Source organism: Caulobacter sp. FV2ye17ST (assembly GCF_058680955.1).
Genome location: NZ_CM178727.1, coordinates 2,255,780 through 2,277,460 on the forward strand (window position 1 = coordinate 2,255,780; position 21,681 = coordinate 2,277,460).

The following is a 21,681-nucleotide window of genomic DNA, read 5'->3' on the forward strand; positions in this document are numbered from 1 at the left end:
AAGACCGTCCGATAACTCAGTTGTGGGCGATGGTCGATGAAGCCGCGGGTCCGGCCGCGCCCAGACCGTCTTTCAGCTTGGCCTCGGCCTCGGCCTTCTGCTTGGCGTCAGGCTCAAGGCTCAGCACCCGGCTCCACTGGAACCGCGCCTCGATAAGCCGGCCCGCGCGCCAGTAGGCGTCGCCCAGATGGCCGTTGACGTCCGGATCGCCCGGCTCCATCTCGACGGCCTGCTCAAGCTTCTCGACGGCGACCTTGTAGTTGCCCAGCCGGTAATGGGCCCAGCCCAGCGAGTCGAGCATGGCGCCCGACTGCGGACGGGCGTCGACCGCCTTCTGGACCATGGCCAGGGCTTCGGGCAGGCGCTCGTTGCGGTCAATCCAGGAATAGCCGAGGAAATTCAGCAGCTCCGGCTCGTCCGGATTGAGTTTCAGCGCCGCGCCAAGATCACGCTCGGCCTCGGCCCACCGGCCAGCGCGCTCCAGGGCGATGCCGCGCAGATAGAGCACGCGCCAGTCCGGCCGTTCGGCCTCGCGGGCGATCAGGGGGTCCAGAACCTTGACCGACTCGTCCCAGCGCTCGTTGGCGCGCAACAGGTCGGCCAGGGCGATCTGGGCGTCGCGGTCGCCGGGCGCGGCGTCCATCGACTGGCGGGCGATTTCCAGCGCCCGGGGCTTGTCGCCGCTCTGCTGATAGGTCCAGGCCAGCTTGCCCTGGGCGGTTGCGTACTGGGGCGAGCTTGGCGGAATGTGGCCGTAGGCGTCGATGGCGCCGCGATGATCGTCGGCCTGGTTCAGCAGGTCGCCAACCAGGAGCCAGGCTTCCTCACGCTCTGGATCCAGTCGCAGCGCCAGCCGCAGATAGGCCAGGGCGAACTGGCTCTGGCGCTCTCCGGCGAAGGTGGCGGCGCAGGCCACCAGGTTCTGGGCCGCGCCCTGCCTGATCGTCGGCATCGGCGGCGGCGCGCTCTTGGCCACGGCGCGCGCGCGGGCCTTCAGCAGTCCTGCGTCCGAGGGATCGGCGGCCAGGGCCTGATCATAGAGCGCGATCGCGTCGGCGTGACGCTTGCGACGTTCCAGGAACGCGCCGTAGTCGAGCATGAAAATGCCGGCGGTGTTCGATGACGAGGTCAGCGCCTTGTAGTCGGTCTCGGCCTCGTCATAGCGACGGGCCCGTTCGAACAGGCGCGCCTGACCCAGCTGACCGAAATACTGCACCAGCCGGTCATTCTGCAGGCTGGGCTGGACCGTCGCGCCCTCGGCGTCGCCCGCGGCGGCGGCCACCCACGGGCCCAGCAGGGCGGCTGCCGGGCGGTGCGGGAAGGCGATGGGCTCGGCCTTCAGAAGGGTCTGGGCGTCCTTGCCCTTGCCCGAGGCCAGCAGTTCCACGATCCGGGTGAGCGTCGCCAGCCGCTTGACCGCCTCGCCCGCGTCCTCGCCCCGGGGGGCGATCTGGGCGGCGCGGGTCACCTCGCCCGACAGCAGCAGGGCGGTAAATGTCCGCTCGCCGATCACGCCGGGATCGTCAGCCAGTACGCCCGCAACGCCGAAATAGTCAGCCGCCTCGCGCGTGCGGCCATCGCGCAGCGCCGCCTGCCCGGCCAGAAACTGGCCATAGGAACTGCGCACGTCGAACAGGGAATAACCGGCCGATACCGGACCGCGCAGGGCGACATCCGGAGTCGAGGCGCAGGCTGACAGGGTGAGCAGGGACGCGGCGGCGAGGAGGACTTTGAAACGCATGCTGGCACCCTGTTGGGTTTCGACGCGCGCCGCAAGTCCGCGACGCGCGGCAAAATCGCTTGGTGGGCCCAGAGCAAGCCAACAAAAAGGCCTCCCGATCGATTGGATCAGGAGGCCCTGTCGTCACATGTTCGGATAGTTCGGCCCGCCGCCGCCTTCGGGCGTGGTCCAGACGATGTTCTGCGACGGATCCTTGATGTCGCAGGTTTTGCAGTGAACGCAGTTCTGGGCGTTGATCTGGAAGCGCGGATCCTGCCCCTGCTCGTTATACAGCACCTCATAGACGCCGGCCGGGCAGTAAAGCCGCGCCGGTTCGCCGTACTTGGGCAGGTTCACCGAGATCGGGATCGACGGATCCTTCAGCTTCAGGTGCGCCGGCTGGTCTTCCTCGTGATTGGTGGCCGACAGGAAGACCGAGGACAGCTTGTCGAAGCTGATCACGCCGTCTGGCTTGGGATAGACGATGGGCTTGTAGTCCTTGGCCAGACCGGTCGAGGCGGCGTCGGTCTTGTCGTGCTTCATCGTGCCGAAGAACGAGAAGCCGCCCGTCAGATGGGTGCACCACATGTCGAACATGCCGGCGGCGCCGCCGAAGAAGGTGCCCAGCTTGCCCAGCAGAGGCTTGGCGTTGCGGACGACCTTGAGTTCCTTGGCGACCCAGCTCTTTTCGAAGGCGGCCTGGTATTCGACCAGTTCGTCGCTGGCGCGGCCGGCGCCAAGGGCCTTGAAGGCCTGCTCGGCGGCCAGCATGCCGGTCTTCATGGCGTTGTGGCTGCCCTTGATGCGAGGCACGTTGACGAAACCGGCCGAACAGCCGATCAGCGCGCCGCCTGGGAAGGTCAGCTTGGGGATCGACTGGTAGCCGCCCTCGGTGATGGCCCGCGCGCCGTAGGAGATGCGTCGACCACCTTCCAGGTGCGGCTTGACGGTCGGGTGGTGCTTGAAGCGCTGGAACTCGTCGAACGGCGACAGCCAGGGGTTCTTGTAGTTCAGGTGCACCACATAGCCGATCGACACGTAGTTATCGCCGAAGTGGTACATGAAGCTGCCGCCGCCGGTCTTGTCGTCCAGCGGCCAGCCCGTGGTGTGCTCGGCCAGGCCCGGCTGGTGCTTCTCGGGCGGCACCTGCCACAGTTCCTTGATGCCGATGCCGTATTTCTGCGGCGACTTGCCGGCCTGCAGGTCGAACTTGGCGATCAGCTGCTTGGCCAGCGAGCCGCGCACGCCCTCGGCGATGAACACGTACTTGCCGTGCAGTTCCATGCCGGGCTGATAGTCGGGCTTGTGCTCGCCGTCCTTGGCGATGCCCACCACGCCGACCACAACGCCCTTCAGCGAGCCGTCGTCGTTCCAGACCATGTCGGAGGCGGCGAAGCCCGGATAGATCTCGACGCCCAGCTCCTCAGCCTTGCCCGCCAGCCAGCGCGTCAGATTGCCCAGCGAGGCGATGTAGCAGCCCTCGTTGTGCATGAACGGCGGCAGGGCGAACATCGGCAGCGACAGCTCGCCCTGCGGACCCAGGATCAGGAAGCGATCCTTGGTGACCGGCGTTTCGAGCGGCGCGCCCTCTTCCTTCCAGTTGGGGAAGAGCTCGTTGAGGGCCTTGGGGTCGATCACGGCGCCGGAAAGGATGTGCGCACCGACCTCCGAGCCCTTTTCCAGCAGGGCGACCGAAATCTCGGTTCCAGCCTTGGCGGCCAACTGCTTGAGGCGAATGGCGGCCGAAAGGCCTGCGGGACCGCCGCCAACGATGACGACGTCGTATTCCATCGACTCGCGTTCGAGGACTTCGCTCATGGGATCTCCCGCCCCGGGCCCATCGCTTGCTTGGATGGGGCCCGTCTTATGACTGTTTGAATCTGACCTTATCCGAACGTGACGCAGTGGCGGTCAAGGATAAAGCGCTGACTTTTGTTGCGGCGCAGCGTGGAGAGGCGGCGAAGATCGCGCTAAGGGTACCAGATGAGCCTCGCCGTCGATCCGCGCGCCGTCGAAAGCCTGCTCGCCTTCTGGGCGGATGCGGGCGTCGACGCGACCTATGCCGAAGCGCCGATCGACCGTCTGGCCGAGGGCGCGGCCCTGCTGCGGGCCAAGAGCCAGCCGGCCGCCGTCATGGCCGCAGCGCGGCCGACACTGGTCTCCAACGCATCGCCCGATGTCTCGACGGCCATCGCCCAGGCGCGCGCATCCGCCGCGGCCTGCCAGGACCTGGAAGCCCTCGCCGCGGCCATCGCCGCCTTCGACGGATGCCCGCTGAAGACCCAGGGGGCCAGGCAGGCCGTGGTGTCGCGCGGTCCGGGCGATGCGCCGCTGATGATCATCGGCGAAGGTCCCGGACCTGACGAGGACGCACAAGGTCAGCCGTTCGTCGGCCGCGCCGGCCAGCTTCTCGACCGCATGCTGAAGGCCGCGGGCCTGACCGATCGCGCCTTCATCACCAACACCGTCTTCTGGCGGCCGCCAGGCAACCGTACGCCCACCCCGCAGGAACAAGCGGTCTGCGCGCCGTTCCTGGAACGCGCCATCGCCCTGGTGAACCCCAAAATGCTGCTGCTGATCGGCGGCGCCTCGGCCAAGGCCATGCTCAAGCGCGAGGAAGGCATTCTGTCGCTGCGCGGGCGATGGTTCGAGTGGACGTCGTCGGATGGCGCCAGGGAGCTGCCCGCCCTGCCGACACTGCACCCGGCCTTCCTGCTCAGGCAGCCGGCGGCCAAGAAGAAGGCCTGGCAGGATCTGCTGATCCTGACCGAAAGACTTGATCGCCCGGAGCGACCCCACTAGGACTCTCGTCGACCAGTCGGAACGGGGACGCGCCGCCTTCGGGAAGCGCGATACGCATTGCAGCTCATCGCTCGACCTCTGGCCGTGCTTTCGGCCCTTGTCCTGTGTCTGTGCGCCGCCGTCGGCGCGCGCGCTTCCAGCCTCGAGCCGCTGTCCAAGGACGATGTCCGCTACTATCGCGCGGCCTTCTCGGCCTCCGAGCGCGGCGATTTCGACGCCGCCGAAGCCGCTTTCGCCAATACCCGCGACAAGAGCCTGGCCGGTCGCCTGGCCTACGCCAAGGTCATGCATCCACGCGCCTATACCGCCGAATACGAAGACCTGACGAGCTGGCTGAAGGCCTATGGCGACGAGGCGGGGGCCGACAAGGTCTACACCCTGGCGCTCAGGCGCAAGCCGGCCAAGGGCCCCGCCCCTCGCCCGCCGACGCTGTTCGTCGCCTCCGACAAGGGCCCGCCGCCCGCCGACAAGGCGCGTGGCGCCCGCGAGGCCTATTATTCCGGCGACATCGCCAGGGCCCTGACCCTGGCTCAGATCAGCGGCGAGCGCTGGATCGCGGGTCTGGCTTCCTATCGCCTGGGCCAGCACGCCCAGGCCCAGGACTATTTCGACGAGGTGGCCCGCGACGAAAGCCAGGATGACTGGCTGCGCGCCGCTGGAGCCTTCTGGGCCGCTCGCGCCGCCAGCGCGGCCGGCCGCAGCGTTGACGCCCGCGAGGCGCTGATCGAGGCCGCCCGCTCGCCCAACACCTTCTACGGCATGATCGCCGCCCGCCAGCTGACCCTAGCCGGGGTGGCCCTGCCCAACGATCCCGACGATCCGATCGCCGCCCTGATCAGCCGCTTCAGCTATGACGGCCCGGACATCACCTCGCTGAACCGCCTGTTGAGCGCCGACGACCGCGCTCGCCGCGCCGCCGCCCTGGCTCAGATCGGCCGCTGGGCCGAGGCCGGTCAGGAATTGCGCGCCGGCCTGTCGCTGGCCGGGACCGACAAGGCGCGCGGCGACTGGGTAAGCCTGACCCTGGCCCTGAACGCCCAGGCGCCGCTGAACGCCGGACGCCCCGTCGCCCGCCTCGGCTCGGACGAATACCCCCTGCCACCGCTGGAGCCCAAGGGCGGCTTCACGATCCACAAGGCGATGGTCTACGCTCTGGTGCGCCAGGAAAGCCGTTTTGACCCCACGGCGGTCTCAGGCGCTGGCGCGGTGGGCCTGATGCAGCTGATGCCGATCGCCGCCGCCCGCGCCGCCGGCGACGACAAGCTGCTGGCGGACAATACCCCCCTGTTCGATCCGGCCTTCAATCTGCGGGTCGGCCAGGACTATTTCACCTGGCTGATGGATCGCGGCCTGCAGAGCAATGACATGCTGCGCGCCGTGGCGGCCTATAACGGCGGCCCAGGCACCCTGCTCAAGACCCAGGCCCAGTTGGGCACCGACTGTGACAGCCTGCTGCTGATCGAAAGCCTGCCGGCGGTCGAGACCCGCAACTATGTCGAGAAGGTCGTGGCCTCGTACTGGACCTATCGCCGGCTGATGGGCGCGGAGACCCGCACCCTGGACGCCGTGGCCCTGGGCGCGCGCGAGATCGACATCCGGCTGGACCTGTAGGTCACCAAACCAGGCGTTTGGCGCCGACGGCACCGATCAGTCTGGCGAAATCCCTGTCGCCGGCGCGAAAGCCGCCGGTGGCTTCGTAGCGCCGCACCGAAAGCAGCAGCCCCTGCGGCGCCGCGAACGGCCGGCGAAACCACGGCAGGCCCGGACGCGGCAGGCTGACCGCCCTCTCCCAGCCGGCATTGATCTGCTTTTCGGCCGCCGCGCGCCAGCCTTCTGGCAGGATCGCATCCGGCTCCAGCAGCATCAGCCAGTCGCCGCGCGGTCGCTCGCAGGCCGCCGCCAGACGCGCCCCGACATCGTCGCCGACGGCCGCGATCCGCGCGCCGCAGTCCTCGGCGATGTCGAGCGTGCCGTCGGTCGAGCCGCCGTCGGCCAGCACCACCTCGCGGACCAGACCGTCCACCGCCGCCGTCACAAGGCTGGTGAGACACGGCCCGATCAGGTGGGCGCTATCGTGGGTCGGGATGACGACGGTGATCATGCCCCCTGCTTCACGGCGTCGGGGCCGTCGGTCAAGTCTGGTTCTTGTTATGTTCTCAATTCAGCGCTACGCTTCGCCCATGCCCGCTCCAGCCCACATGAACCGCGTCGCCCTTCGAGGCCGCGGCGCGCGGTCGAACGAGACCAGCCGGTTCGAGAGCTTTCGCTCCGAGGCCTTCGAGGATGGCTGGACCGAGGAGGACGAGGCGGCGCGGCCGCTGACCACCTCCATCCAGCCGATGAAGTCCAAGACCATCATCGCCAAGAACGACAGCCCCGACATCAGCTTCAACCGCTCGATCAATCCCTATCGGGGCTGCGAGCACGGCTGCATCTACTGCTATGCCCGTCCGGCCCACGCCTATCTGGGCCTGTCGCCGGGCCTGGACTTTGAATCCAAGCTGTTCTTCAAGCCCGAGGCCGGCAGGCTGCTGGAGCGCGAGCTGTCGAAACCCAGCTACAAGCCGCAGGTCATCCACATCGGCGGCGACACCGACCCCTATCAGCCGCAGGAAAAGACCCTGCGGGTCACCCGCGCGGTGATCGAAACCCTGCAGCGGTTCAACCACCCCTTCACGATCATCACCAAGTCGGCCCTGATCACCCGCGACCTCGACATCCTGGGATCGATGGGCAAGGCGGGCCTTGTGCGGGCGGCGGTGTCGGTCACCACGCTGGATCGCAGACTGGCCCGCAGCATGGAGCCGCGCGCCGCCACGCCCGAGCGCCGGATCGACGCCATTCGCCAGCTGGCCGCCGCCGGCGTGCCGGTGACCGTGATGTTCGCCCCCTCGATCCCATCGCTGAACGACCACGAAATGGAGGCGATCCTGCAGCGCGCCGCCGAGGCCGGGGCGACATCGGCCGGCTATGTCGCCTTGCGCCTGCCGCTGGAGATCAACGACCTATTCCAGCAGTGGCTCGCGACCGACCATCCCGACCGCGCCAAGCGGGTGATGTCTCTGGTGCGCCAGATGCGCGGCGGCGCGGCCTATGCCTCGGAATGGGGAACACGCATGACCGGCGAAGGGCCTGTCGCCGAGGTGATGAGTCAGCGCTTTGATGTCGCCCGGCGACGGTTCGGGCTCGACACGCCCGTGCAGCGGATGGGCGTCGGCGCGTTTCGGGTTCCGGCCAGGGCCGGCGACCAGCTGAGCCTTTTCTAGATACTGAACTCTGGACTTGACTATTCAGTCCACCGCCTCATTAATGAAGCCACCACTTCACTAATGAGGCCAAGCCATGCCTGAGCTCGTCGTCCACGACACCTTCGTTCTCGAACGCGCCTATCCAACCGCTCCCGAGCGCGTATTCGCCGCCTTTGCTGACACAGCCCGAAAGCGACTCTGGTTCGCCGAGAGCAGCGGTCATGACGTCGAGTCCTTCGAGATGGATTTCCGCGTCGGCGGGACGGAGCAGGCGCGCTACCGCTTCAAACCTGACAGCCCATTCCCAGGCGTCTCCATGAGCAGCGACGGGATCTATCTGGAGATCACGCCCGACCGTTGCATCGTGCTGGCCCATTCCATGGCCATGGATGGCCGAATCTTTTCAGCCTCCCTGGTCACGATCGAGCTCCTGCCCACCGCGACCGGGACCGACCTGATCTGCACGCACCAGGGCGCGTTCTTCGAGGGCGCCGACGGGCCGGCGATGCGCAAGGAAGGCTGGCGCGTGCTGCTGGAGCAACTGGCGGGCGCCGTGGCCTTCTAGCGGATGATGAGCTCTGACATCGACGACCTGTTCCAGGCCCTCGGCGATCCTACCCGGCGAGCGATGCTGGATGCGCTCCGTCATGGCCCGCTGTCGGTATCCCGGCTGGCGGCGCCCCTGGGCATTACCCTGACCGCCGTTGCGCAGCATTTGAAGGTGCTGGAGCGCTGCCGGCTCGTGCGCACCCAAAAGGTGGGACGCGTGCGAACCTGCGCCATCGATGAGGCCGGATTCTCGCTGCTTGAGCAATGGAGCGCGGGTCACCGCTCAAGCTGGAGCCGAAGCTTGGACCAGCTTGGCGAGCTGCTGCTGGCGGACGAAGCCCCGTCTTCCGAGTAGCGAAAACCTAGCCACAAAGCCCATGAGTTACAGCACGTTGCAGAAAACAACTCAGATCGCCGATCTCGCGTCCAGGGTCAGGCGGTCCAGATGCTGGCGGATATGCGCGGCCTCGGCGGCGGTGCCGGCCACGGCGATGGCGCGGTCAAAGGCAGTCCTCGCCTCCTCCGCCCGCCCGGCCTGCAGCAGGAAGGCTCCGCGCGCGCCTTGGAAGTGGAAATAGCCGCCCAGCCGCGGCTCCAGCGGCTCGATCATCGCCAGCGCCGCCTCGGGGCCGTGCACCTTGGCCACGGCGACCGAGCGGTTCAGCGTCACCACGGGCGACGGCTGCAGCCGCTCCAGCGTCGCATAGAGCTGGTCGATCTCGACCCAGTCCGTGTCTTCCGGCCGCGCGGCCCGGGCATGCAGGGCCGCTATGGCGGCCTGCACCTGATAGGGCCCTGGCCGCCGCCGCCACATGGCCTTGTCGATCAGGGCCAGACCCTCGTCGATCATCCGCCTGTGCCAGAGCGAGCGGTCCTGATCCTCCAGCAGGACGGCCGCGCCACTGGCGTCGAACCGCGCCGCCGAGCGTGCGTGCTGCAGTAACATCAACGCCGTCAGGCCCATGATCTCCGGCTCGGACGGGAAGAGGCGCAGCAGGAGGCGCGCCAGACGGATCGCCTCGTCGCACAGCGGCCCCCTCGCCTCCACCGCCGCGCCGCTGGCCGAATAGCCTTCGTTGAAGACGAGATAGATCATCGCCGCTACGGCCGCGAGACGCTCGGCGCGCTCGATCGGTCCCGGCGTCTCGAACGGCGCGTCGCCGCCGGCCACGCGCGCCTTGGCGCGGGTGATCCGCTGCTCCATGGCCGCCTCGCTGACCAGGAAGGCCCTGGCGATCTGCTTGACCGACAGGCCTGAGATCACCCGCAGGGCCAGGGCGATCTGCTGGGTGGCGGGCAGGTCCGGATGGCAGCAGATGAACAGCAGGCGCAGAACGTCGTCGCGATAGTGCGAGCCGTCCAGCCGCTCGACCAGGGCCGCTTCGGCATCCTCCAGGTCCGACAGCAGCTCCTCCGGCGGCAGCGGCTGCTGGCGGCTGGTCTTGCGACTGGCGTCGATGGCGGCGTTGCGGCCGACCAGGATCAGCCAGGCGGTCGGATCGCGCGGCGGGCCGTTCTTTGGCCAGTTCTGCAGGGCGCGCAGGCAGGCGTCCTGAAAGGCCTCCTGCGCGGCGTCCAGGTCGCGAAAATAGCGCAGCAGGGCGGCCGTCGCCTGGGGGCGGGCGGCGGCCAGCGTCGCGTCGATCCAGGCCGGGTCGGTCATGCGGGCAGCGAGCCCGGGCGCAGCAGGGCCATCGGACGGATTTCGTAGGACCCGCCGGGATTGGCGCGGCCCAGGTCCTTGGCCGTTTCGATGGCCTCGTCCAGATCGGCGCACTCGATGACGAAAAAGCCCAGCAGCTGCTCCTTGGTCTCGGCGAACGGGCCGTCCAGCACGATCGGCGGTTCGCGGTCCTTGCGAAGGGTGGTGGCCGCCGTGGTCGGCATCAGGCGCGCCACGGGACCCAGGCGACCGGCCCTGGCCAGCTTCTCCTCGACGACGCCGAGGTCTGCCATGACCTTGTCATTGTGCGCCTGCGACCAAGCGCAAACCGTGTCTTCGTCGTGATAGCAAAGGATGGCGTAGAGCATGGACGGTGCTTCCTCGTCTGATCCCAGGACGGACGAGCATGCCGCGCGCCGACACCGGGCGGGTGAAAAATTTCAGGCCCTGGCCCAGCGGGCCTTCAGCCAGCGGCGCACGGGAAGGTCATAGACTTTCAGAACGCCCCAGGCGCCGGCGATGATCAAGACGACCGCGACCGCCAGAAAGACGCCGGGATAACCCTTGCCGCCCGCCGCGCGGAAGGCGCGCAGCAGCAACTCCCAAAGCACCCAGTGCAGCGCATACAGCGGATAGGAGACCTCGCCGCTGAACCGGCAGATCGTCCCGGCCCGACCTTCGGGATCGCGCCCCCCCAGCAGCACGATCAGCGGAAAGACCACGGCCACGCAGACGAGATCATAGGTCGCGGTATAGTCCATCGGCGGCACGGCCAGCACCGCCAGCAGCACCAGAGCCAGCAGCCAGGCCGGCGCCGACAGCCGCACATAGGCCTGGATCCGGTAGCAGGCCCAGCCCAGGGCGAACGGGAAGATGGTGCGGATGACGCCGATCCAGTAGGTGGCCCGATCCCAGCCCGTCTGCACCCCGCCCATGCCATAGGCGATGCCGATCAGCACCGCCCCCGATACAACGATGACCAGCACCAGCCACAAGGTCGCCAGACGGCGCGCGGGAAACCACAGCGCGCTGGCCAGCAACTCCAGAAACAGCGACCAGGCCGGCGGATTCAAAGGGAAAAGCGGTGAGAAGCTGTCTTCGTCGCCGACCCAGATCCTGGGCAGAACCAGAAGCCCCATCAGCAGGCACATCAGGATGTTGTCGCGGTGCCCGATCATCACCAGCGCCCCGGCGACCATCGAGACCGCGATCAGCGGCCAGACCCGGATCAGTCGGGCCCGCATGAAGCCCCCCCAACTCATGGCGCGCGCGCCATAGGCGTGGGCCAGGACAAAGCCGCTAAGGCAAAAGAAGAAGTCCACGGCCAGATAGCCATGCGCCATCAGCCAGGGGCGATAGGTCCAGCCCCCCAGATGGTAGAGCAGAACCCCTACCGCCGCGACGCCGCGCAGGCCGTCCAGGGCCTCATAGCGACGCCCGCCGTCGATCGATTGCCCCAACGCGCTCGCCCCCGATACAGGGCCGCTTAGTGCCGCGCCCGGGGCCGTCCGTCCAGCCTCAGGCTTTCTCGAACAACATCGCCTTGGTCAGGAAAGCCCGGTCCTCGCTGACCAGCCGAAGACCGGCCCCGCTGAACAGAGCCGCCAGATCGGTCTGGGCGTAGGTCGAATAGTAGGGCTCATGAAAATAAGCCGGAAAGGCCTCCAGCAGCCGCGCCAGGTCGGGCTCGTCGGTCGGCTGCACCGAGTCGACAAAGACCAGAACGCCGCCGGGCTTGAGCACGCGGGCGATGGACGCCGCCACCACCGGCCGCACGCGCGGCGGCAGTTCGTGGAACAGATAGACGCAGCTGACCGCATCCAGCGACGCGTCGGCGAACGGCAGGGTCTCGATATTGGCCTGCACCACGCCGACGACGGCGCGCCGCCGGGCCCGGGCCAGATAGGCCGATGACAGATCCAGACCCGCCAGGGCGGCGCGCGGAAAGGCCGCCTTGAGGTCGCGCAGGAAGGCGCCGGCCCCGCAGGCCGTATCAACGATGCGCAGGTCGCGATGATCCAGGCCACGCCAGTGTTTGGCCAGCAGGGACAGACCGCGCCGACGCATGGCTCCGGCCGTTCCTGCAAACAGCGCCTCGACCTGAGCGTCGTAGCGCCGCGCGCTCTCGGCGGTGAACCAGCCGCCAGACTGGTAATGGAAGTTCTGGCGATAATAGTTTGGATAGGCTTCGGTTTCAGCCTCTGATCTGACCTCGACGCCATCGCCACGCCGACGGCGCTGATCGACAGCGCGGGCGTCCACCAGAAAGTCCAGGGCGCGCAATAGCGCCTTCACCGGCTGGTTCGGTGCGTCTTCCACGGCGGGGTAGAGACCCTCGGCGACGTCGCGGGCGTCCTTCTCGAACGCCTCGAGATAGACCCGGCGCAGGCGCGCCTTCGAGACCGGTGGCCCTTCGGGCTGGAAGCTTCGCGCCGCCTCGCCCCGGGTCGGCTGGGTGATGGCGCGGGCCAGTCCGCCGGCGGCGCCCCACCAGGCGGCCTTGGCCGCGGCCTTGGCGCGCTGGCCGACCGCGTCTAGCGCGAAGGCGCTGCGTTCACGTCGCTCGATGGCCTGATCGTCCATGGCTGCCTCATCGCGAGAAGACCCCGACCAGTTCAATATGGGGCGACCAGACGAACTGGTCCACCGGCAGCACCTTTTCCAGCTTGAAGCCGGCGTCGACCAGCATGCGGGCGTCCCGGGCGAAGGTCGCGGGATTGCACGAAACGCTGACCACCTTGGCCACCTTGGAATTGGCGATCTCGACGGTCTGCTCGTAGGCGCCGGCGCGCGGCGGGTCGATCACGACCACGTCGGTCTTGGCCAGCTCCATGGTCAGCACCGGGCGGCGAACCAGGTCACGGGCCTCGGCGGTGATCGGCTTGAGACCCGGCGCGCCGCCGATCGCGGCCTTCAGGGCGGCAACCGCCAGCGCGGCGGAATCGGCGGCGTGGACGGCGGCGATCTCGGCCAAGCGGAACGTGAAGGTGCCGGCGCCGCAATAGAGGTCGGCGATGCGGGTCGCGCCCTGGGCGGCCTCGAGGGCGAAGGCGACCATGGCCTTCTCGGCCTGCGGCACGGCCTGCAGGAAGCTGCCAGGCGACAGGGCCACCACAGCTGGACCCAGCTTCACCATCGGCTGGCGGGCCATGTAGACGACCTCGCCGGCCAGGGTGACGCGCGCGAAGTCACCTTCGCTGGCCGCCATGGCGGCCACCATCCGGGCGTCAGCCGACAGGCCGCCGCTCTTGGCCTCGACGCCGGTGATGTCGATGTCCAGGCCGGTCGCCGTCAGGGTCACGTGCAGAGTCGGCGCTGACTTGGGATGTTCCAGGAACGGCTGGGCCAGGCGCGCCAGGGCCGGAAAGGCGGCGACCAGACGCGGGTCGGTGACCGGGCATTCCTCGATCTTCACCAGGTTCCAGGAGCGCCGCTCCTTGAACCCAAGGCGCACGCCGCCCTTGCCGCCCCGGGCGTGCAGCGCCACGCGACGACGCGACGCGGGCGGAGCCGCGAAGATCGGCAGGATCTCCGTCTCCAGCCCCTCGTGCGAGAGCTGGACGCGAACCAGTTCGGACTTCCAGTCCAGATAGGGCTGCTGGGCCCAGTGCTGACTTGTGCAGCCGCCGCATTCGCCGAAGTGTTTGCACGGCGGCGTCACGCGGTCGGGGCTGGCGTCGAGGATCTCAAGCAGCTCGCCGCGCGAACCGTCCATCTTCACCCGCACCCGCTCGCCGGGCAGGGTCAGGGGGACAAACACCGGGCCTTCTCGGACGATGCCGTCGCCCTGGGCGCCGACCGCGTCGATGATCACTTCACGCATTCCGTATCCAATCTCGCGGCGGGAACCATCAACGGGTCCCGCCCTTTCAAGTCCATGAGCCATGCCGGCCGCGGACGCGGAGGCCTGATGGCCCCTTCGCGGGTGTCCATACCCTCAAAAGGGTCTCTTGGCATGGACGAAGATGAACACTTCGCTCAACGACCGTTCATGTTCGCGCGACCATGGTGCAGCGTCGGGTGGTCGAGGCGTGCTTTCGGCTGACCTAAAAATGCCATCAGTGAGCTTGAGAGAGTCGCCATGACCAACAGGACGCCGACCATGAAGATCGCTCTGTGCGCCGCCATCGCGGCCGTCTCCGCCGGTGCTTTCGCCCCCACCTTCGCCAGCGCCCAGGCCTATGGCCAACCCAGCTATCGGGGCGGCGCCTATGACAACAATGGCTACTATTACGATCCCTGCCGCCGCAGCACGACGCAGCGCGGCACCGGCGGCGGTCTGGCCGGCGCAGGCCTCGGCGCGGCGATCGGCGGCAGCGTCTCGGGCAATGGCGCCAAGACCGAAGGCGCCGTTCTGGGCGGCCTGCTGGGCGCGGTGATCGGCAGCAAAATCGGCAGGAACTCGGCGGCCTGCAGCCCGGGCGCGCCCCCGCCCCCGCCTCCCCCGCCGACCGCCTATAACAGCTATGACGACCGCTACGACGCCCGCCCCTATGACGATTCCCGCTACGAGAACGCCCGTCGGGACGCCGAGCGCGACGCCTATCGTGGGGATTCCTATTCGTACCGGGTCGATCAGCGCTCGGCCGACATCAATGGCTGCACCCTGGCCGAGAGCCCGATCTACCTGCCCGACGGTCGCGTCCAGAAACGCTTCGTGCGCGTCTGCCCCGACGCCCAGGGCCGCTTCCAGGTTGTCGACTAGGTTCGCCAGCTCTTGAACTGACTACGTATCAGACGGCCGCTCGCCTCGCGTGAGCGGCCGTTTCCTATCGCCGGCGCGCCCAGACCAGGCTCTCGACCTGGCCGTCGCCGCCGGTGATCGGGCTTTCGTCCTCGCCCATCACGGTCCAGCCCGCCTCTTCGAGGAAGTCGACGATCTCGCGGCGCACCCGGGCGATCGTCTGGGGATCCTTGACCAGTCCGTTCTTGCCGACATGGCCTTTCCCGGCCTCGAACTGCGGCTTCACCAGGGTGACGAGATCGGTCCCCGAGGGCGCCAGCGCCAGGGCGGCCGGAAGCGCCTTGGTCATCGAGATGAAGCTGACATCGCTAACGATCAGTTCGGGATCTTCCTCGATCCAGCTGGTGTCGAGGATGCGGGCGTCGGTGCCGGACAGGTCGACCACCCGTTCGTCATTGACCAGGCTGTGATGCAACTGCTCGCGCCCGACATCGACGGCGTAGACCTTGGCGGCGCCGCGCGACAGCAGCACCTCGGTGAAGCCGCCGGTCGAGGCGCCGACGTCGATGGCCACCTTGCCCTCGACCGCGATGGGCCACAGGTCCAGGGCGTGAACCAGCTTCAGCGCGCCACGCCCAACCCAGGGATGGGCCAGCGACGCGCGAATCGACACGTGCTCTTCCACCATCTCCGACGGCTTGAGCACCAGCACGCCATCGGCGCGCACCAGCCCGGCCTCGATGGCCTCACGGGCCTTGGCGCGGCTGTCGAACAGGCCGCGCTCCATCATCAGAACATCTACGCGTCTACGGGTCATGGACCGCCTCTAGCACGGACTTGCGGTCTCGGTCGCTTCAGGTTCAACTGAACACTGTTCACCGGCGCGCCAAGACGCCGGTCGCTTGGGAGGGATCTTCATGCACTTCAGCCGCCGCGGCCTTCTGGCCGCCTCCGCCGCGATCGCCGCCGCGCCCTCCGTCGAGGCCAAGCCGAAGGCCGCCGGCCAGCCCGCCTGGACGCCCGACGCCACCGAGATCGCCGGCCGCATCCGTCGCAAGGAGGTCAGCGTCGCCGAAGTGGTCGAGGACGCCATCCGCAAGGCCGAGGCGCTGCAGCCAAAGGTCGGGGCCCTGGTCACCTCCGATTTCGACCGGGCGATGGACAAGGCCAGGGGCGGCCAGCTTTCCGGCCCGTTCGCCGGCGTGCCGTTCCTGATCAAGGACCTGGACCCCTATACCGGCCTGCCGACGCGCTACGGCTCGCGCGCCACCCTGGGCGCCCGGCCGGAAAAGGCCCAGACGGTCTTCATCGACGCCTATGATCGCGCCGGCCTGGTGGTGATCGGCAAGTCGACGACGCCGGAATATGGTTTCCTGCCGACGACCGAGCCGATGGGCTTTTTGCCCACGCGCAATCCCTGGAACCTGAAGCATTCGTCGGGCGGCTCGTCCGGTGGCGCGGCGGCCGCGACCGCCTCGGGTATCGTGCCCTTCGCCCACGCCAGCGACGGCGGCGGCTCGATCCGCATCCCGGCCGCCAACTGCGGGCTGTTTGGCCTCAAGCCCTCGCGCGGACGGATGATCGAGGGGCGGCCCAGCAGCCGGGGCATCGACCTGTCGGTCGCCCACTGCGTCAGCCACAGCGTGCGCGACTCGGCGGCCCTGTTCGCCGCCAGCGAACGCACCGCCGCCGGTTCGCCCTTCGCCGCCATCGGCGTGGTCACCGCCCCCATGAAGAAGCGCCTGAAGGTGGGCCTGCTGCTGGAGACCGGCACAGGCCGCAAGCCCGACGCCGAGGTGGTCGCCGCCGTCGAAGGGGCCGCAAAGCTGATGGCCAGCCTGGGCCACCACGTCGAACCGACCGGCTGGCCGATGGACGGCGCCCAGTTTGGGCGCGACTTCACCGCCCTGTGGTCCACCGGCGCGGCCGAGCTGGCGGCCGGTGTCAGCAAGGCGCTGGGCCGCAAGGCCGACGCCAGTGTGCTGGAGCCGTTCAGCCTGGGCATGGCCGAGCTGGTCGGCGCCCTGAAGCCGGGCGACATCGAGGCGGCCGTCGGTCGTCTGCAGGCGGCGTCCAGGGCCTATGACGCCTGGCTGACGCAGTACGACGTCATCCTGTCGCCCGTGCTGGGCCATCCGCCCGTCGAACTGGGCTTCGTCAGCGGCGCGGTGCCGTTTGAAACCCTGCAAGCGCGGCTGCTGGACTATGTCGGCTACACCCCGGTGCAGAACGTCGCCGGCGCACCGGCCATGAGCGTTCCGCTGCACTGGACGGCCGACGGCCTGCCGGTCGGGGTGCAGTTCGCCGGGCGCATCGGCGCCGAGAAGATGCTGTTCCAGCTGGCCTATCAGCTGGAAGCGGCCCAGCCCTGGGCCCACCGCAAGCCGCCGACCTCGCTCTAGGTCGAGGGGGCGAGCGGGGCCGTCACGCGCCCCCGCTCGCCTTGCGGGCCTTCACGTCGGCCAGGATGTCGGCGATGACGTCGAAGTCCATCCTGTCGGGCCGGCGCCAGCAAATGCAGCCCTTGCCGCAGCTGGCCGCGCCCAGGCGTTCGCCGAAGCGCTCGATCGCCCCCTGCCCCGCATAGAGGGCGATATGCTGCTTCTGGCTGTTGAAGGCGATCCAGGGCTCCTTGGCGTCGCCATAGGCCGGCATGCCGAACGCCATCAGCTCGCTGTCGGCCCCGAAGGCCTCGCGACACAGCGAACGAAGGCGGTCCAGCGCCGGGCGGCGGTCGGGCGCGACCTCCGACATGAAGTCATCGACGCTCGCCGCCTTCGACTGGACCATGGTCGCCTCCGCAGAGGGCCCTACCCCTCGACGAACACCTTCTTGAGTTCGTTCTTCATGATCTTGCCATTAGCGTTGCGGGGCAAGGTCTCGTGCCAGAACACCACCTTGACCGGCACCTTGAAGGCCGCGAGGCGTTCGGCGACAAAGGCTCGCAGCTCGGCCTCGGTGGCATGGGCGCCCGGCTTCAGGGTGACCACGGCCGCCGGCTCTTCGCCCAGGGTCTTGTGTTCGATGCCGACCAGGGCCGCGTCCATCACCGCCGGGTGGTCGTAGAGGCAGTTCTCGACCTCGATGCAGTAGATGTTCTCGCCGCCGCGGATCAGCATGTCCTTGGCGCGGTCGATGATGAAGCAGAAACCCTCGGCGTCGAGACGCGCCAGGTCGCCGGTCTTGACCCAGCCATCGATGAAGGTCTGGGCGGTGGCTTCCGGCTTGTTCCAGTAGCCGCGCACGACCTGCGGGCCGCGGCACCACAGCTCGCCCACCTCGCCGATCGGCAGCTCGCGATGGGGCTCCTCGACGGACATGATCTTCAGGTCGGTGACCGGCACGGCGGGGCCGCAGCTGTCGGGGCGGTTCTCATAGTCTTCGCCCGAATTGCTGGTGGCGGTGGCCGAGGTCTCGGTCATGCCCCAGCCGTTGCCGGGCGAGGCCTTGGGCCAGACTTCCTTGATCTTGCGCACCAGTTCGGGCGCCGAGGGCGCGCCGCCATAGGCCACGGCCTCGATCGAGGACAGGTCATACTTCTCGCGGCCGGGGTGCTCGATGATCTGCCAGGCGATGGTCGGCACGCCGCCCATCGAGGTCAGGCGCTCGTCCTGGATCAGCTGCATGGCCTTGTCGGGATCCCACTTGCGGATCATGGCCAGCTTGGCGCCGCCAAACAGCGAGGGGTTCAGCACCGCGAAACAGCCCGTGGCGTGGAAGAACGGCACCGAGATCAGCGAGCCCTTCTGCGGCAGGCTGGGATCGGGCTCGGGCGGGGCCTCGCCGCGACGCAGGAAGCTGCGGGCCCCGGCGGCGGCGGCGGCGAAGATGTTGCTGTTGATGTTGCGATGGGTGCCGATGGCGCCCTTGGGCTTCCCGGTCGTGCCCGAGGTGTAGAAGATCGTCGCGTCGTCATCGGCCGCGATCGGCGTGGTCGACAACGGCTGCTCCGCCAACCCCGCCCAGTCGTTCGGCGCGCCCGTCACCGCCTCAAGATGCGTGACATAGGGATGGTTGATCTCCTCGGGCGAGCGGCTGACATAGACGGTCTTCAGCTCGGGGCAGTTGTGCAGATGCTCGGTCAGGCGCTCATAGCGCTCGACATCGACCACCAGCACCTTGGCGCCGGAATCCAGCAGGCCATATTCCAGCTCGGCGCCCGTCCACCAGGCGTTCAGCGGCGTGACGATCGCGCCGACCGACAGGGCCCCGTAGAAGGCCACCGGCCATTCGGGCAGGTTGCGCATGACGATGGCGACGCGGTCGCCCTTCTGCACGCCCTTGGCGGTCAGCTCGGCGGCGAACACCGTCACCGCGCGATAGAAGGCTTCAAAGCTGACCCGCTCGTCCTCATGCACCATGAAGGTCTTTTCGCCATGAGCCCGGCCCATCACCAGCGTGTCGCGCAGGGTCGGCGGCGCGTTCTTCCACGTCCGGGTCTTCACGCCGCGGATCTCGACCTCTTCCATCTCGCCGGGCGTCCCAGGCTGAGTGATCAGGGCATAGGCCTGCTGCACCGACATGGCGGGCCACGGAATGGAAGCTGGGGCGGCCTGGGTCATCGTTACTCTCCCGGTATGGTCGCGCCTTATTCAATGAGCGCGTTCGGTTGCGAGAAAGCACAGGCGAGAGCGCGATGCAAACGTCTGTTCGAACCTAGGGGAACATTGATAAGTTATGCGACTTGCCCTTGGGGAACGCGCCCGCGTCCGTGGCGCCTGAAGCCCCCTTGGCAGGCATGAGGCGGCGCCTCACGCGACTTCTCGCTGAGTTTAGTGGGGAGGCGCGAAGCGGCCGGGGCGAACCCGGATGACCGTGATGTTGTTTGTGCGTTTCGGCTCGACCTGTCCGCTTCGCAGAAGCTGTTCTTGCGTGAGGATCGGGCCAAGCGAGCGTCTTTCAGCTCTGATACCCAAGAGCCCCCGTACGGGCGCGCATCCCGTCGATCGGCTAACCGTCTCGACGCCGACGATGCGCGATAGGCGGGTTTACGATCCCTCGCCCTCTTCGACCCGCGTTCACCCGGCCGACAAGCCACTCAGCGTTTGCGCCGTCCTTCTGAGACAGCCCGCACACCTCGACCCGCCTTCCAGGGCGTCGCGGCCCCGCTCAGCTCCATCCCCATCGCCGCCTTGGGCCGGTACCACGCGCCCTCCCCCTGCGACGGGGACAGCACCAAGAATACGGGAGGTTTCGGCGCGTCTGATTGGCGCGATCAACTATTTTACAAGTGATTGATCTTGTGGGGCTCTACCCTGGAAAGTATGGGGATACAGCACCGTCTATCCCCATGCTCGCCCAAAAACGCTTGTCATCCCGGACGCGCCTTGGCGCGAGCCGGGACCCAGGGGCCGACGCACTGCGGTTGCCCCTGGGTCCCGGCGCTCCGCTGCGCTACGGCCGGGATGACAAGAATTATTGCAGTTTGAAGGTCTTCTCGCTCGCGAGAGGGAGCCATCCTTAAATCTCACGGCGAGACGATCGCCGGTCTGTCCAGGTTGCTCAAGGACGGCCCTGCGGGCCGCCGCGGAGCGGCCGGTCGAAGACCGGTCCTTGACCAACCTGGACAGACCGGCACGCTGCAGCCTCCAAGAGATTTAAGGATGAGCGGGACGCGGGGCGTCCGCTTGTTGGCAATGAACCAAGGACCGCTCTCGACCCTAAGCGGACTTAGCGAGCGTCAGACAATCGCTGATGGGAGAAAACCTCGAAGGCAAAATTGAGCCGAAGGTCAGCTATTCTAGCAAGCAACGCATATTCGAAAACGTCGCCACCACCACCACCGGGCTCGTTGTGCCAGCCGATGTATAATTCAGATCGCCCCCCGTCCTCTACAAAGCCTCGGAGGAAGTCCCGTTTGTCGTCCAACAAGTTCAGTTGCTTTTCGACTGCTTTCGACAAGCTTAGCTCATACGGAGCGCGCTCAATAAGTGTCGCCATCCAATAACTTTCTTTGTGGCGACCAGCCAGCGGCGTCCCCTGCGGCGTATTTCGAGAAGCCCCTTGGTTCCAGCACCGCTCAGGATCAATCTGCAAGGCCGTCGATATTTCGTCGGGAGATCGTCGCGGAGACCAGAAACGCAGCATAACGCTATATGTGGTTTCGATCATTCAGGACGACCTCGGTCGAGGATGAAGCGACAAGCCAGTCCATATAGGCCAGCTAAAGAAGCGGGCTCAACGGCTGTTTTCCACCCGTTGCGGACCTTCCGCAGCACGATACTATTTGCACATGGCGAAAGCAGAACGATTGGCGCAGCAACTAGAGGGTTTGGAGTGCGAGTATCGCTCTTGCCTTGGAAAGGCGCTCACGGACTGCGCAGCGGGGCGATGGGGCTTGTTCGGTCATAACGACCACACCGGTTCAATGACACCGCCACCAGAGCTTGATGAATTGCGGGCGCTGGCGCGAACCATTGATCGGCTGCGCGAACGGATCGGCGATGGTCCATTCCAACTCCATCAGGAGTTCGAAGCCGCGCGCGGCAGAGCCGGTCAGAACGACCCAGGTGAGCCAAAGCAGGCCGAGTTCTGGCTGCGGCAACTAGCAAGCGCCTAGGTCCGCGTCCCACCCATTGCCGACCTTTGCGATCAAACTACACTGCGGCTATGGCGTTTGATCCAGAAGGCAGTCTGTCTAGCGAGCTACGCGACCTGGCTGTGCGCAGCGGCAACGAATGGGGCTGGCCTCTTCACGTAATTCCCCGAGTGATCGACGAAGCGGAGAAGCTGCATCTGATTAGCCTGGGCGGCCAGCTTCAGTTCCTTCTCCCCGCGGGCACATGCGAGTGTTACTGGGTCTCGGTTGAAGCCCTAGAGGGCGAGCCCGCCGGGCTGGATTGGAACGCCCGCGTCGCATTCGCCGCAACAAGTGCACGTCACCAGTTCGAAGAGCTAAAGCAACGATATGACTTTATCGCTGAAGGGCGAAAAGCCTTCGGAACACACCTTGAGACTTACGAGGTTGGGGGCGGAGATCCCCAGAAAGCTATGTGCTTCATCTGGTATTTAGCGG

General features: G+C 67.4%; 20 protein-coding genes and 1 pseudogene. 7 read left to right on the plus strand and 14 right to left on the minus strand.

What is annotated here, in order from left to right; genetic code table 11:
- Nucleotides 1–16 precede the first annotated feature (16 nt).
- Both ACW17V_RS10860 and ACW17V_RS10865 read right to left on the minus strand, forming a co-directional pair.
- Complete coding sequence (locus ACW17V_RS10860; RefSeq protein ID WP_492105146.1) at nucleotides 17–1,741, minus strand: tetratricopeptide repeat protein; 1,725 nt, start codon at nucleotides 1,739–1,741, stop codon at nucleotides 17–19.
- A gap of 123 nt (nucleotides 1,742–1,864) precedes the next feature.
- Entirely contained in the window at nucleotides 1,865–3,538 is a 1,674-nt protein-coding gene (locus ACW17V_RS10865; protein ID WP_492105147.1) for an electron transfer flavoprotein-ubiquinone oxidoreductase, read from the minus strand.
- Nucleotides 3,539–3,703: 165 nt separating this feature from the next.
- Between ACW17V_RS10865 and ACW17V_RS10870 the strand changes: the two genes are divergently transcribed.
- Together ACW17V_RS10870 and ACW17V_RS10875 are read left to right on the plus strand one after the other, a co-directional pair.
- A complete protein-coding gene (locus ACW17V_RS10870) occupies nucleotides 3,704–4,522 on the plus strand; it encodes a uracil-DNA glycosylase (protein WP_492105148.1) in 819 nt (272 codons plus the stop codon).
- A 57-nt stretch (nucleotides 4,523–4,579) separates the two neighbouring features.
- Nucleotides 4,580–6,133, plus strand: coding sequence for a lytic transglycosylase domain-containing protein (locus tag ACW17V_RS10875; protein ID WP_492105149.1), 1,554 nt, complete (start codon nucleotides 4,580–4,582; stop codon nucleotides 6,131–6,133).
- A gap of 1 nt (nucleotide 6,134) precedes the next feature.
- On the opposite strand, the gene ACW17V_RS10880 is transcribed toward ACW17V_RS10875, so the two are convergent.
- Nucleotides 6,135–6,623 (minus strand): glycosyltransferase, encoded by a 489-nt coding sequence (locus ACW17V_RS10880; protein ID WP_492105150.1) that lies wholly within the window; start codon nucleotides 6,621–6,623, stop codon nucleotides 6,135–6,137.
- Nucleotides 6,624–6,702: 79 nt separating this feature from the next.
- Here ACW17V_RS10880 and ACW17V_RS10885 point away from each other — a divergent pair, with 79 nt between their 5' ends.
- The 3 genes from ACW17V_RS10885 to ACW17V_RS10895 all read left to right on the plus strand — a co-directional run bounded on the left by ACW17V_RS10885 (nucleotide 6,703) and on the right by ACW17V_RS10895 (nucleotide 8,674).
- Nucleotides 6,703–7,788, plus strand: coding sequence for a PA0069 family radical SAM protein (locus ACW17V_RS10885; protein WP_492105151.1), 1,086 nt, complete (start codon nucleotides 6,703–6,705; stop codon nucleotides 7,786–7,788).
- 76 nt (nucleotides 7,789–7,864) lie between these two features.
- Nucleotides 7,865–8,335, plus strand: a complete 471-nt coding sequence (locus tag ACW17V_RS10890) for an SRPBCC family protein (protein ID WP_492105152.1) — start codon at nucleotides 7,865–7,867, stop codon at nucleotides 8,333–8,335.
- A 6-nt stretch (nucleotides 8,336–8,341) separates the two neighbouring features.
- Complete coding sequence (locus ACW17V_RS10895; protein WP_492105153.1) at nucleotides 8,342–8,674, plus strand: ArsR/SmtB family transcription factor; 333 nt, start codon at nucleotides 8,342–8,344, stop codon at nucleotides 8,672–8,674.
- A 51-nt stretch (nucleotides 8,675–8,725) separates the two neighbouring features.
- Here the strand turns inward: ACW17V_RS10895 and ACW17V_RS10900 are convergent, their stop codons facing one another.
- The 5 genes from ACW17V_RS10900 to ACW17V_RS10920 form a co-directional block, all read right to left on the minus strand.
- Nucleotides 8,726–9,982, minus strand: coding sequence for an RNA polymerase sigma factor (locus ACW17V_RS10900; protein WP_492105154.1), 1,257 nt, complete (start codon nucleotides 9,980–9,982; stop codon nucleotides 8,726–8,728).
- On the minus strand, nucleotides 9,979–10,350 hold the full coding sequence (locus ACW17V_RS10905) for a YciI family protein (protein WP_492105155.1): 372 nt from the start codon (nucleotides 10,348–10,350) through the stop codon (nucleotides 9,979–9,981). The genes ACW17V_RS10900 and ACW17V_RS10905 overlap by 4 nt, the downstream gene beginning before the upstream one ends.
- Before the next feature lie 72 nt (nucleotides 10,351–10,422).
- Nucleotides 10,423–11,442, minus strand: coding sequence for an acyltransferase family protein (locus tag ACW17V_RS10910; RefSeq protein ID WP_492105156.1), 1,020 nt, complete (start codon nucleotides 11,440–11,442; stop codon nucleotides 10,423–10,425).
- 58 nt (nucleotides 11,443–11,500) lie between these two features.
- A complete protein-coding gene (locus ACW17V_RS10915; RefSeq protein WP_492105157.1) occupies nucleotides 11,501–12,565 on the minus strand; it encodes a class I SAM-dependent methyltransferase in 1,065 nt (354 codons plus the stop codon).
- 7 nt (nucleotides 12,566–12,572) lie between these two features.
- Nucleotides 12,573–13,805, minus strand: coding sequence for a class I SAM-dependent RNA methyltransferase (locus tag ACW17V_RS10920; protein ID WP_492105158.1), 1,233 nt, complete (start codon nucleotides 13,803–13,805; stop codon nucleotides 12,573–12,575).
- A gap of 258 nt (nucleotides 13,806–14,063) precedes the next feature.
- Between ACW17V_RS10920 and ACW17V_RS10925 the strand changes: the two genes are divergently transcribed.
- A complete protein-coding gene (locus tag ACW17V_RS10925) occupies nucleotides 14,064–14,687 on the plus strand; it encodes a YMGG-like glycine zipper-containing protein (RefSeq protein WP_492105159.1) in 624 nt (207 codons plus the stop codon).
- A 64-nt stretch (nucleotides 14,688–14,751) separates the two neighbouring features.
- Here ACW17V_RS10925 and ACW17V_RS10930 read toward each other — a convergent pair whose 3' ends face one another.
- Nucleotides 14,752–15,483, minus strand: coding sequence for a TlyA family RNA methyltransferase (locus ACW17V_RS10930; protein WP_492105160.1), 732 nt, complete (start codon nucleotides 15,481–15,483; stop codon nucleotides 14,752–14,754).
- Between the two features lie 100 nt (nucleotides 15,484–15,583).
- On the opposite strand from ACW17V_RS10930, the gene ACW17V_RS10935 reads away from it, so the two are divergent.
- The gene (locus ACW17V_RS10935) at nucleotides 15,584–17,068 is read left to right on the plus strand and encodes an amidase (protein WP_492105161.1); all 1,485 of its coding nucleotides are present in this window, start codon (nucleotides 15,584–15,586) and stop codon (nucleotides 17,066–17,068) included.
- Nucleotides 17,069–17,090: 22 nt separating this feature from the next.
- Here ACW17V_RS10935 and ACW17V_RS10940 read toward each other — a convergent pair whose 3' ends face one another.
- From ACW17V_RS10940 to ACW17V_RS10960, 5 genes and pseudogenes are all read right to left on the minus strand, one after another.
- Nucleotides 17,091–17,456, minus strand: coding sequence for an iron chaperone (locus ACW17V_RS10940; protein WP_492105162.1), 366 nt, complete (start codon nucleotides 17,454–17,456; stop codon nucleotides 17,091–17,093).
- Between the two features lie 20 nt (nucleotides 17,457–17,476).
- Nucleotides 17,477–19,228, minus strand: coding sequence for a class I adenylate-forming enzyme family protein (locus ACW17V_RS10945; RefSeq protein WP_492105163.1), 1,752 nt, complete (start codon nucleotides 19,226–19,228; stop codon nucleotides 17,477–17,479).
- A 733-nt stretch (nucleotides 19,229–19,961) separates the two neighbouring features.
- Nucleotides 19,962–20,083: pseudogene (locus tag ACW17V_RS10950) on the minus strand (hypothetical protein); the annotation flags it as partial.
- A 253-nt stretch (nucleotides 20,084–20,336) separates the two neighbouring features.
- On the minus strand, nucleotides 20,337–20,777 hold the full coding sequence (locus ACW17V_RS10955; RefSeq protein WP_492105164.1) for a DUF4279 domain-containing protein: 441 nt from the start codon (nucleotides 20,775–20,777) through the stop codon (nucleotides 20,337–20,339).
- Nucleotides 20,778–21,030: 253 nt separating this feature from the next.
- Nucleotides 21,031–21,210: a hypothetical protein gene (locus ACW17V_RS10960; RefSeq protein WP_492105165.1), complete on the minus strand. Its 180-nt coding sequence runs from the start codon at nucleotides 21,208–21,210 to the stop codon at nucleotides 21,031–21,033.
- Nucleotides 21,211–21,681: the final 471 nt, after the last annotated feature.